Raw genomic sequence first — 11527 nt, 5'->3', positions numbered from 1 at the left:
GCGAGCCTAGACCGCTACTTCGCGGCGGTACGGTCGAGCGCGAGATTCAGCGCCAACACGTTAACCCTGGGCTCGCCCAGCAAGCCGAGGAAACGGCCCTGGACGTTGGAGGCCACAAGCTGCTTCACTGCATCTTCCGGCATGTTCCGGGCCTTGGCGATGCGGGGCACCTGGAATTGGGCGGCGGCCGGCGAGATGTCCGGATCGAGGCCGCTCGCCGAGGTCGTGACGAGGTCGACCGGGACGGCCGCGTTCGGGTTCTCCGCCTTCAGCTTGTCCACGTCCTCCTTCAGCCGGTCGGCCAGCGCCTTGCTGGTCGGGCCGAGGTTGGAGCCACCCGAATTGGCGGCGTTGTAGGGCGCGGGCACCGTCTTGGTCGAATCATTCGGGTCCGGCGCCAGCGTCGCCGAGAGGCGGCCATGGAAATATTTGTCGTCCTTGAACTCCTGCCCGATCAGGGCGGAGCCGATCACCTTGCCGTCTTTCTCGATCAGGCTTCCGTTCGCCTGTGCGGGGAAGATCGCGCTGGCGATCCCGGTCATTGCGAGTGGATAGGCCAGTCCCGTGATGGCGGTGAGCACCAGCAACAGAACGATGGCGGGGCGGATTTCTCTAAGCATGTTAGGCCTCCTTTAGGCCAGGTGCAGAGCGACGACGACGAGGTCGATCGCCTTGATGCCGACGAAGGGAATGACGATGCCGCCGAGGCCGTAGATCAGCAGGTTACGGCGCAGCAATGCACCGGCACCGACAGCTCGGTAAGCAACGCCCTTCAGCGCCAACGGGATCAGCCCGATGATGATCAGCGCGTTGAAGATGATCGCCGACAGGATGGCGCTCTGCGGGCTCGACAGGTTCATGACGTTGAGCACGTTGAGCTGGGGGTAGAACGCCAGGAACATTGCGGGGATGATCGCAAAGTATTTTGCGACATCGTTGGCGATCGAGAACGTCGTCAGCGCGCCGCGCGTCATCAGGAGCTGCTTGCCGATCTCGACCACCTCGATCAGCTTGGTCGGGTTGGAATCAAGGTCGACCATGTTGCCGGCCTCGCGAGCGGCCTGGGTACCGGTGTTCATGGCGACACCGACGTCGGCCTGCGCAAGCGCCGGCGCATCGTTGGTGCCGTCGCCGCACATCGCCACAAGCTTGCCCTTGGCCTGCTCGTCGCGGATCAGCCTGAGCTTGTCCTCGGGCGTTGCCTGCGCCAGGAAGTCGTCGACGCCGGCCTCCGCCGCGATCGCGGCTGCCGTCATCGGGTTGTCGCCGGTGATCATGACGGTGCGGATGCCCATGCGCCGCAGCTCGGCGAAGCGCTCGCGAATCCCGCCCTTGACGATGTCCTTGAGCTGGATGACGCCGAGCAGCTTGCCGTCCTTCGCAACCGCAAGCGGCGTTCCGCCGGCCTTGGCGATCTCGTCGGCGATGGTCTGGATCTCACGGCCGACGTCGGACAGCGCCGTGGACTGGAGGGCACGGGCAGTGTTGCCGGAGGCAACCGCCAGCGTCGCACCGCCACCGATATAGCCGAGCATGGCATCGACCGCGCCCTTGCGCACCGACGAGCCGCCGGCATCGACGCCGCTCATGCGGGTTTGCGCCGTGAACGGGATGAAGGTGGCGCCAAGCTCGGCCATGTCGCGGCCGCGGATGCCATACTTCTCCTTCGCCAGCACGACGATGGAGCGCCCTTCCGGCGTCTCGTCGGCCAGCGAGGCAAGCTGGGCTGCATCCGCCAGCTCCTGCTCGGTGACACCGCGCACGGGACGGAACGCGGTTGCTTGCCGGTTGCCGAGGGTGATGGTGCCGGTCTTGTCCAGCAGCAGCGTGTCGACGTCGCCGGCGGCTTCGACCGCGCGGCCGGACATCGCCAGCACGTTGAAGCGCACCAGGCGGTCCATGCCGGCGATGCCGATGGCAGAGAGCAGCGCGCCGATTGTGGTCGGGATCAGAGTCACGAACAGCGCGACCAGCACGATCACCGAGATCGAACCTCCGGCATAGGCGGCATAGCTCGGAATCGTGACGGTGGCGAACACGAAGATGATGGTGAGGCCGGCCAGCAGGATGTTGAGCGCGATCTCGTTCGGCGTCTTCGCACGCTCGGCGCCCTCGACCAGCTTGATCATGCGGTCGATGAAGGTCGAGCCCTGCGCCGCCGTGATACGAACGCGGATCCAGTCAGACAGCACCTGGGTGCCGCCGGTCACGGCCGAACGGTCGCCTCCGGACTCGCGAATGACGGGAGCGGATTCGCCGGTAATGGCGGCCTCGTTGACCGAAGCCACGCCCTCGATCACTTCGCCATCGGAGGGGATGGTATCGCCGGCCTCGACCAGCACGATGTCGCCGACCTTCAGGCTTGTGCCCGGCACCAGCTTGAAGGGCTGGCCCGCACCTGTCAGCAGCTTGGCCTGACTCTCGGTGCGGGTCTTGCGCAGCGATTCCGCCTGCGCCTTGCCGCGGCCTTCGGCGACCGCTTCGGCGAAATTGGCGAACAGGACGGTAAACCACAGCCAGAGGATGATCTGGAAGGTAAAGCCGAGATTCTCACCACCGGTGACGAGATCGCGCAGGAAGATCACGGTGGTGAGCGCAGCCACGATCTCGACCACGAACATCACCGGGTTCTTGATCATCAGCCGCGGATCGAGCTTGGTGAAGGACGCGCCGATCGCGGGGACCACGATCTTCGGATCCAGCATCGCCGAAACCGCCGTGCGCTTGTTGGTCTTAAGGACAGATTCCATGGACGTAACTCCGAAAGAGCTCGATCAGAAGACGTTGCCGGCGTTCATCGCGAGGTGCTCGACGATGGGGCCGAGCGCGAGCGCCGGGAAGAAGGTGAGACCGCCGATGATCAGGATCACGCCGACGACGAGGCCGACGAACAGCCCGCCGGTGGTCGGGAACGTGCCCGCCGACGGCGGGATCGATTTCTTGGCCGCCAGCGAGCCAGCGATCGCCATCGCCGGGATGATCATGAAGAAGCGACCGACGAACATCGCGCTTGCCAGCGTGAGGTTGTAGAAGAACGTGTTGCCGGTGAGGCCCGCGAAGGCCGAGCCGTTGTTGCCGGTCGCCGAGGTGAAGGCGTAGAGCACTTCGGTGAAGCCATGCGGCCCGGCATTCGCCATCGAGGCCACTGCCGCCGGATAGACTACGCCGACAGCGGTCCAGCCGAGATACATCAGCGGCAGCACCAGGATCGCGAGCATCGCCATCTTGACCTCGCGCGCCTCGATCTTCTTGCCGACATATTCCGGCGTGCGGCCGACCATCAGGCCCGCGACGAAGATCGCGAGCACGACGAACAGCAGCATGCCATAGAGGCCGGCGCCGACGCCGCCGATGACGATTTCGCCGAGCTGCATGTTGATCAGCGGAATCATGCCGCCGAGCGCGGTGAAGCTGTCATGCATCGCGTTGACCGCGCCGCAGGAGGCGGCCGTCGTGACCACGGCGAACAGCGAGGACGCGACGATGCCGAAGCGGACCTCCTTGCCCTCCATGTTGCCGCCGGTCAGGCCGAGCGCCTGCAGCGTCGAGGTGCCGTTGGCCTCGGCCCAATAGGTGACGGCGACGCCGGCGACGAACAGCACGCCCATCACGGCAAGGATCGCCCAGCCCTGGCGCTGATTGCCGACCATGCGGCCGAACACGTTGGTCATGGCCGCGCCGATCAGGAAGATCGACAGCATCTGCACGAAATTCGACAGCGCCGTCGGATTCTCGAAGGGATGCGCGGCGTTGGCGTTGAAGAAGCCGCCGCCATTGGTGCCGAGCATCTTGATCGCGACCTGCGAGGCGACCGGGCCGACCGCGATGGTCTGCTTGGCGCCTTCCAGCGTCGTCGCCTCCACATAGTCTCCGAGCGTCTGCGGCATGCCCTGCGAGATCAGGAACAGCGTGTAGACGACGCAGATCGGCAGCAGCACGTAAAGCGTGGTGCGGGTGACGTCGACCCAGAAATTTCCGACCGTGCGCATCGAGGCGCGCGAGAAGCCGCGAATCAGAGCGACCGCCAACGCAATACCAGTGGCAGCCGATAGAAAATTCTGGTGCGTCAGGCCGACCATCTGCACGAGATAGGAGACCGTGCTCTCGCCGCCGTAGTTCTGCCAGTTGGTGTTGGTGATGAAGGAGATCGCTGTGTTGAAGGAGAGGTCTTCCGCGACCGCGCCCTGCCCGGCCGGATTGAACGGCAGCACCGCCTGCAGCCGCATCACACCGTAGATGATAAGGAAGCCACCGACATGGAACAGCAGCATGGCGACCGTGTAGGTCACCCAGTGCTGCTCGCGCTTCTCGTCGACGCCGGAGAACCAGTAGATGCCGGCCTCGATCGGGCGCAGCACCGGCGAGAGGAACGTCCGCTCGCCGTTGAACACGCGCGTCATGTACCAGCCGAGCGGCTTTGTGAGCGCGACGATGATGACGCAGAAGAGAATGATCTGGAGCCAACCGATCATAGTCATGGAATTAACCCTTCAGGCTTGGTGCCCGGCGCAGCAGCGGCAGGAGCACCGTCAGCAGGCAGACGACGAGCACGGCGTCCGCCAGCAGCAATTCGAGAAGCAGCAGCACGATCAGAACCGCTCGGGCCGCAGCAGCGCGTAGGTGAGGTAGAACAGGAGAGCGAGCGAGACGGCGCCGGCAAGCGCATAATCAAAGAACATGGCGCGCTCCTCACAGCCGTTCGCAGGCATAGGTGTAGCCGACCGCGAGCGCGAAGAAGCCGAAGCCCAGCGCCAGCATCAGAATGTCCATCATGGGATTGCTCCTCGTTGCGCGCATGTGTCCGGCGCAACTTTTTCTCGGGGACCTGGTGACGCTCGGGGGCAAAGCAAAGATGCATTTCCGCGGGCGACAGCAGGACTTTTGACCGTGCTGAAGTGCCACCCCGGGCATAGGTTTTCGAGACGAGGGCTATGGCGAAGATATAGGAATCTCATAAAGGCCGGGGTGAGCGCGACGCTCGCGAGGCAACCTCCACTGTCATCCCGCACAAGCGAAGCGCAGATCCGGGATCCATAGCCACAGGGAGTGGTGTGGCGGAGACTCGGAGTTGCCTGAATTGCGCAGCAAATCCTGCCTGTGGTTATGGATCCCCGCGTGCGCGGGGATGACAGCGGGGGATGAGGCGACTGCGCCCCTCACCCACCCACCGCGCCACTTATGAGATCCCTATATCTCCGGCCCCTCCTTCATCTCGTTTTCAAATGCCCGTTCAGCCATCTTGGAGAGGCCGGCCGACTGACCGACGCCAAATCCAGGAGGCCTGATATGACCGCCGCTCTCCGACGCCTTTCCCCGCCTTCTCTCAGCCAGCAGCTTCGTGCCGCACCGACGATGACCAGGCCATTGATGCTCGACATCATCGACAACGCCTGCCGGCGCTTCCCTTCGCTCGGGCAGAACGAACGGACCGCCCGCGTCGTGCGCCTGGTCGATGCCGAGGCCTGGGCCGATGCCGCGCTGGCGCTGATCGAGCTCGAGCTGCCGATGTGGCAGGTCCGCCGCATCGCCTATGACGAGGGTGAGTGGCATTGCGCGCTCTCGCGCGAACGCGAATTGCCGGACTGGCTGGACGCCGCGGTCGAAGCACACCACGTCGACCTCGCAATTGCCTTGCTGTCGGCCTTCGTTGAAGTTCAGGCCTTGGCCTTGGAGGCATCGCGGCCGAGCGTTCCCACGGTGCGTCCTGCCCCGGCCCCGTTCTACGAGCCCGTCGGCTGCGAGAACTTCCGCTAATTCCGGACGGGTTCGTGCCTTGCCGCAATCCTCGGACATGTCGCCGGCCCTGAGCCCGTCACGGGTGATCGCACGCTTCGCCGTCCGCGTCGTCCTCCTCGGCGCCTTTGCCGCGTTCGGCAGCATCGGCTTCGGGCGAAGCCTCAAAGCGCTGCTCTGGATGTCGATCATCCTGTGTGCGGCTGTCGCCCTTCTCAGGCGCGAGGCGCCTTTCGGTGCCACTCTCAACCATTGGGACGAATGCGCCGCGTTCGGTGCACTGCGGGACATGCGCCCGCCACCTCTGTCAATCGGAAGGAATACATCCGTGAAACTCGTCGAACCTTCCTCGTGCAGCTCGCCCTCGACCATCGTCTTCATCGGCCGCAACCACAGGAGCCAATGGGTCGCCCAGGAACAGAATGGCCTCTATGGCGGCCTGTTCGTCAGCCGCGCCCAGGCCGTCAAATATGCGCTGTTCGAAAACGGGCAGCACCCTGAAACGATCGTCGAGCTGCCGCGCGAGATCGAGCTCGACATGGGCAAGAGCCCCAGCAGCAATAGTGCACGCAGCGCCGCCTGAGCCGGCGCATACAGGCGAAAAGCCATGTTCATCCCTCCCTCTGCCTGGTTCACCGGCTTCATCCCGGATCTGCCGACGCCGTTCGATGCGGCGGACGCAATCGATCTCAAGGCGTTCGCCGCCCTCTGCGAGCGCCAGGTCGCAGCCGGCGTTCCCGCGCTCGTTGTCTGCGAAACGGCCGGCGAAGCGCCGACGCTCTCGCCGGCCGAGCAGGAGCTGATCATCCGCACCGCGGTCGCTGTCGCTCGCGGCCGCGTGCGGGTCATCGCCGGCGCGGTGACGAACGCAACCAGCCACGCCATCGAGCTCGCGCGGCGCGCGGAAGCGGCGGGCGCCGATGCCGTCATGTCGGTGGTGCCGGCCTACAACAAACCGATGCAGGAGGGGATGCTGGCGCATTTCCGGGCCATCGCCGGTTCGACCGAGCTGCCCGTGATCCTGCACGACGCTCCCTCCCGCACGCTGCGCCCGCTCGCCGACGAGACGCTGCTGCGCCTCGTCGAGTCCCGCCAGTTCGTGGGCCTGCGCGATGGCAGCTGTGACGTCACCCGTCCGATGCGTATGAGTCGGCACCTGCCGGCCGGCTTTCGCTTCCTATCCGGCGACGACACCACCGCGTTCGGCTTCATCGCCAGCGGCGGCGACGGGGCGATCTCGGAGATCACCAACATCGCCCCGGATCTGTGCCGTACGATCTTCTCGCAGGTCAGGCAAGGTCGGCTGCAATCGGCGCGCTACCTGCACAAGCGCCTCATTCCGCTGATCGCGTGCCTCGCCAAGGAGAGCCCGGCGGCGCTCAAACACGCCTTGAGCGTGCTCGGCCTGATGTCGCCGGCCACGCGGCTGCCGATCGTCCCGCTGGGCGCCGACGCGCAACGGGAGGTGGTGCGGGCCTTTGCCGCGATCGCCGACGAGGAGCTGATCGATAGTGTCGGGGCGTAGGCCCTCACTTATGACGTTCCTATATCGCCGCATCGCCGCTCATCTCGCAATCCTATGCGGCGCCGCCCATCCTACGAGGCAGATAGCGACGACCGCGGTCGCCGCGCTGATGAGGGAATACCAAAATGTCGATCCTGACTCATGGCTATGACCGCCCTTTCGGCGCGGCGGAACGCCCGGCGCGGCTTTCGGCGGCGCGCAAGACCAGCCTCAAGCGCATCGGGCTTCAGGCGCTGGCCCTGCTCTCGATGGGCAGCGTGCTCACCGCGCTGATCGCGCTGAAGACCGCCATTTATGTGTGGCACCTCCACGCCTGAGGGCATGGGAGACCATCATGACCTTGCTGATGTGTGAAGACGCCGCCATGACCGCGATCGCCCTGCAGGCTGCCCGTGGCGGGCCTGAGGCCAAGCAGGCGGCGACGCTTGGGACGCCGCTAGGGCCGATCGACCCGGATGTCGTCAGCGCGGCCATTCCCGCCTTTTTCATTGGCCGCAACGCCGCCGGCCTCTGGGTCGCGCGCGAAGCCAATGGCAGCATCGGCGGCCTGTTCCTGTTCAAGAGCTCCGCGATCGATTTCGCCAACCGCCAGAGCAAGCCGGAGCGATGCGCCCTAGTGTTTCCCACCGAGACGTTCGAGCTCGACATCGAGAACCGCGGCAATCCGCTGATCGTGCTGGCAGAGCGAACGAGGCGGCTCCTTGCACGCATGACCACAAGGCGGCGGCCATGATCGAGCTCAAGATCGCCATCCTGGTTGCATTGATGACCGCATTGCTGCTCGGCATGCGCATCACCGCGACCCCGGCCTCGGACAAGTAGCATGCAGCTCCTCAAGGGAAATCCGGAGCAGGCTGTCACCACGACGATCCTGGTCATGACGCTGAGCCTGATCTGGGGCGCGGTCCTGACGCTCGTGATTACGCTGCTCGCACGCGGGCTCGGGGTTTAGGTCTCCGTACGGCGGCCGACCACAGACTGATCATGGCTGCCTATGAGCCGAACAACCGGGCGCGGTGCCTGCTTCAGACCGCTTGTCTCCCTCGAAACAATCCGGCCGATCTGGCGCAATTTAACGGAACCGTGTAGATCGGTTTCATGAGCATCAGCAGCGTCAACGTCGTCGCCCACCCCCTGGTCCAGCACAAGCTTTCCCTGATGCGGGAGAAGGACCGCTCGACCAAGAGCTTTCGCGAGATCCTGAACGAGATCGGGATGCTGCTCGGCTACGAGGTGACGCGCGACCTGCCGCTGGAGCTGGTCGAGATCGAGACGCCGATCGCGCCGATGCAGGCCCCGAAGATCGCCGGCAAAAAACTTACGCTGGCGCCGATCCTGCGCGCCGGCGTCGGCTTCCTCGACGGCATGCTGGCGCTGATGCCCTCGGCGCGCATCGCCCATATCGGGCTCTACCGCGACCCCGAGACATTGCAGGCCGTGGAATATTACTTCAAGGCGCCGCAGGACCTGTCCGACCGCACCGTGATCCTGATGGACCCGATGCTGGCGACCGGCAACTCGGCCTGCGCGGGTGCCTCCCTGCTCAAGGCGCGCGGCGCCCGCGACATCCGCTTCGTCTGCTTGCTGGCCGCGCCCGAAGGCATCGCGCAGTTCCAGAGCGAGCATCCCGACGTGCCGATCTGGACCGCAGCGATCGACGAGCGGCTCAACGACCACGGCTACATCGTGCCGGGCCTCGGCGATGCCGGCGACCGGATGTTCGGCACCAAGTAGACAGGTTTGCGCGATCGGGTTACTCCGGTTGGCATGAGTGCCAATGAATTTTCGCTGCAATCGCTGATCGCCACCGGGACCGCCGCCGATCCCGCCTTTGTCTTCGACGGCACGCCCGTCTCGCGCGCGGAGTTCTCTGCCAAGGTCGAGTGGACCGCCGCCTGGCTTGCGGCCCAGGGCATCGGCCAGGGCGACGTCGTCGCGGTCTGGCTGGTCAACCGGGTCGAATGGATCGCGCTGCTGTTCGCGGCCGCGCGCCTCGCCGCAGTCGTCGCCGCCGTCAACACGCGCTACCGCAGCGCGGAGGTCGCGCATCTGCTCAAGGTCTCCGGCGCCAGGCTGATGGTGGTCGAGGCCGCGTTCCGCTCGATCGATTTTGCCGCCATTCTCGCCGATATCGCCAGGGACGACGTGCCGGCGCTGCAAGAGCTTGCGGTGGTCGGCGCGGATGCGATCCCCGCGCAATGGCCGTGCATCCGCTTCGACGCCTTCGACGAGACTTATCCGCCTGCCCCGCATGCGCAGAACGATATCGACCTGCCGGTGCTGCTCTACACCACGTCGGGCACGACCAAGGGACCAAAACTCGTCGCGCATTCGCAGCGAACGCTGGCCACGCACGCCGCCTCCGTCGCCGAAGCACTCAAGCTCGATCCGCAGCGCCATTCGCTGCTAGCGATACTGCCGTTCTGCGGCACGTTCGGCATGACCAGCCTGCTCGGCTTCATCGCCGCGGGCGCGACCGTGCATGTGCTCGATGCCTTCGAAGCTGCGCCGGCGTTCCAAATCCTCAGCAAGCACAAGATCACGCATTCGTTCGGCTCGGACGAGATGTTCCGCCGCATCCTTGCGCTCACCGACGCGCCGCGCCCCTTCCCGCATCTCGAAATCTGCGGCTACGCCGCGTTTCAGCCCGGCTGGCGCGAACTGGCCGCGGAGGCCGAGGTACGCGGCATGCCGCTCTATGGCCTCTACGGTTCGAGCGAGGTGCAGGCGCTGTTCTCGATCGCACGCCCCGGTGACGCCTTCGCCGACCGCATCGAGGGCGGCGGCTGGCCGATGTCAGCCGATGCAAAAGTGCGCGTGCGCGACATGGAGACCGGCGAGCTTGCGGCCCAAGGTGTCTCTGGTGAGATCGAGATCAGCGCGCCGTCGCGCTTCCTCGGCTACTTCAACAACCCTGAAGCCACGCACGATGCGATCACTGCCGACGGCTTCTTCCGCACCGGCGACATCGGCCGGCTGCGCGGCGACGGCGCCTTCGTCTACGAGACCCGGGCGGGCGATGCGATGCGACTCGGCGGCTTCCTGGTTGCGCCGGGCGAGATCGAGGACGAGCTCAAATCCTGCACCGGCGTCGCCGACGCCCAGGTCGTCGCGATCGATCTGAAGGACCAGGCGCGCTGCGTCGCCTTCGTGATCCCGGCAAGGGAGCCCCCGCAGCAGGAGACACTGATTGCCCGCCTGCGCGAACGGCTCGCCGGCTACAAGGTTCCGGCGCGGATCTATGTCGTGGACGCCTTCCCGGTCACCGACAGCGCCAACGGCGTCAAGATCCAGCGCGCCCGGCTTCGCGCCATGGCGATGGAGCGCATCGCCGCCGAATGAGCCCGGCCTATTTCAGGTAGCTCGACAGATTCAGACTCAGGATCTTGCCCAGCGCCGAATAGGATGCCGTGAGCTGCGCCTGGTAGGTCGAAAGCTGCGCCGTGACGGCGGCGACATCGACGCTGGTGAGGTCGTTCGACAGCGTCTCGGCATAGCTCTTGTAGTCGGTCTGGCGGGCGCTCGCGGTTTCGATCGAGGACGCGGCGCTGGAGAGCTTCGCCTGCGCGGCCGCAGTATCGTCGAGCGCCGTGCTGGCAAGGTCGAGCGCACTGGTGATGTCCGCGGACGACAGCGAGGTGCTGTTGGCGACGAATTTCAACACGCGCATCACCTCCTCGAATGCCGAATTGTTAGCGGTGACGCCGTAGGACACGGTTTCATCGGCCGCGACCCGCACCGAGGCGATCTCGTTGTCGCCGTTATAGTAGCTGGTGTCCGCCGTCGTGGCGGAGCCTGTGCCGGACGAAAAGCTGGTGAGATCGACCGGCGCCGTGTCCGTCTTGCCGCCGGCGAAGACATACTGGCCGTCATATTGCGTATTCATCAGCGAGCCCATCTGCTCCAGCATCTGCTGGGCGGAGCTGATCACGGAATTCACCTCGGTCGAACTCCCCGTCGAAGCGGCGCTGAGCTGGGAGCGCAGCTGGGTGAGGATGTCGGTCACCGAGCCGACAGCCGAATACATCACCTGAACCTTGCTGTCGGCGAGCGTGGCGGCATCGATGTAGGATTGCGCACGCGTCACCGAGACCTGGAGATTGACGACATGCTGCGCGTCCGAGCCGTAGCCGCCGAAATCGGTCGAGACGACGCCCGAGGATTCCTGGATCTGCATGTTGGCCATGACCGATTCCACGCGCATGGCATCGGCGATCATCCGGTTCGACTGGGCGAAGGTGGCAACCCGCATCGCGACCATCAGCGCGC

The 11527-nt window shown here is 65.4% G+C and carries 13 protein-coding genes and 1 pseudogene; 9 read left to right on the top strand and 5 right to left on the bottom strand.

What is annotated here, in order from left to right; all coding sequences use genetic code 11:
• Positions 1 to 14 precede the first annotated feature (14 nt).
• The 4 genes from F8237_RS22860 to F8237_RS22845 form a co-directional block, all read right to left on the bottom strand.
• Entirely contained in the window at positions 15 to 620 is a 606-nt protein-coding gene (locus F8237_RS22860) for a K(+)-transporting ATPase subunit C (RefSeq protein WP_151648113.1), read from the bottom strand.
• Between the two features lie 12 nt (positions 621 to 632).
• Complete coding sequence (gene kdpB, locus F8237_RS22855) at positions 633 to 2750, bottom strand: potassium-transporting ATPase subunit KdpB (RefSeq protein ID WP_151648111.1); 2118 nt, start codon at positions 2748 to 2750, stop codon at positions 633 to 635.
• A gap of 24 nt (positions 2751 to 2774) precedes the next feature.
• Positions 2775 to 4478 (bottom strand): potassium-transporting ATPase subunit KdpA, encoded by a 1704-nt coding sequence (kdpA, locus tag F8237_RS22850; protein ID WP_151648109.1) that lies wholly within the window; start codon positions 4476 to 4478, stop codon positions 2775 to 2777.
• Positions 4479 to 4589: 111 nt separating this feature from the next.
• Complete coding sequence (locus F8237_RS22845; protein WP_151648107.1) at positions 4590 to 4679, bottom strand: K(+)-transporting ATPase subunit F; 90 nt, start codon at positions 4677 to 4679, stop codon at positions 4590 to 4592.
• Positions 4680 to 5286: 607 nt separating this feature from the next.
• On the opposite strand from F8237_RS22845, the gene F8237_RS22840 reads away from it, so the two are divergent.
• From F8237_RS22840 to F8237_RS22805, 9 genes and pseudogenes are all read left to right on the top strand, one after another.
• A complete protein-coding gene (locus F8237_RS22840; protein WP_162006173.1) occupies positions 5287 to 5754 on the top strand; it encodes a hypothetical protein in 468 nt (155 codons plus the stop codon).
• 37 nt (positions 5755 to 5791) lie between these two features.
• Positions 5792 to 6016 (top strand): annotated as a pseudogene (locus F8237_RS22835) (hypothetical protein); the annotation flags it as partial.
• A gap of 45 nt (positions 6017 to 6061) precedes the next feature.
• Complete coding sequence (locus F8237_RS22830) at positions 6062 to 6316, top strand: hypothetical protein (protein WP_162006397.1); 255 nt, start codon at positions 6062 to 6064, stop codon at positions 6314 to 6316.
• A gap of 24 nt (positions 6317 to 6340) precedes the next feature.
• Entirely contained in the window at positions 6341 to 7258 is a 918-nt protein-coding gene (gene dapA / locus F8237_RS22825) for a 4-hydroxy-tetrahydrodipicolinate synthase (protein WP_151648103.1), read from the top strand.
• A 125-nt stretch (positions 7259 to 7383) separates the two neighbouring features.
• Entirely contained in the window at positions 7384 to 7575 is a 192-nt protein-coding gene (locus tag F8237_RS22820; RefSeq protein WP_151648101.1) for a hypothetical protein, read from the top strand.
• A gap of 17 nt (positions 7576 to 7592) precedes the next feature.
• A complete protein-coding gene (locus tag F8237_RS22815) occupies positions 7593 to 7991 on the top strand; it encodes a hypothetical protein (RefSeq protein WP_151648099.1) in 399 nt (132 codons plus the stop codon).
• Positions 7992 to 8081: 90 nt separating this feature from the next.
• Complete coding sequence (locus F8237_RS37245; protein WP_259172531.1) at positions 8082 to 8210, top strand: hypothetical protein; 129 nt, start codon at positions 8082 to 8084, stop codon at positions 8208 to 8210.
• A gap of 146 nt (positions 8211 to 8356) precedes the next feature.
• Entirely contained in the window at positions 8357 to 8992 is a 636-nt protein-coding gene (gene upp, locus F8237_RS22810; RefSeq protein WP_151648097.1) for a uracil phosphoribosyltransferase, read from the top strand.
• Between the two features lie 33 nt (positions 8993 to 9025).
• Positions 9026 to 10600, top strand: a complete 1575-nt coding sequence (locus tag F8237_RS22805; protein WP_151648095.1) for an AMP-binding protein — start codon at positions 9026 to 9028, stop codon at positions 10598 to 10600.
• A 7-nt stretch (positions 10601 to 10607) separates the two neighbouring features.
• On the opposite strand, the gene F8237_RS22800 is transcribed toward F8237_RS22805, so the two are convergent.
• On the bottom strand, positions 10608 to 11519 hold the full coding sequence (locus tag F8237_RS22800; RefSeq protein WP_151648093.1) for a flagellin: 912 nt from the start codon (positions 11517 to 11519) through the stop codon (positions 10608 to 10610).
• Positions 11520 to 11527: the final 8 nt, after the last annotated feature.

The organism is Bradyrhizobium betae (genome assembly GCF_008932115.1).
Lineage (GTDB): Bacteria > Pseudomonadota > Alphaproteobacteria > Rhizobiales > Xanthobacteraceae > Bradyrhizobium > Bradyrhizobium betae.
Note: the sequence above shows the minus strand (reverse complement) of the source record. Positions and strands in the feature narration are given on the sequence as shown.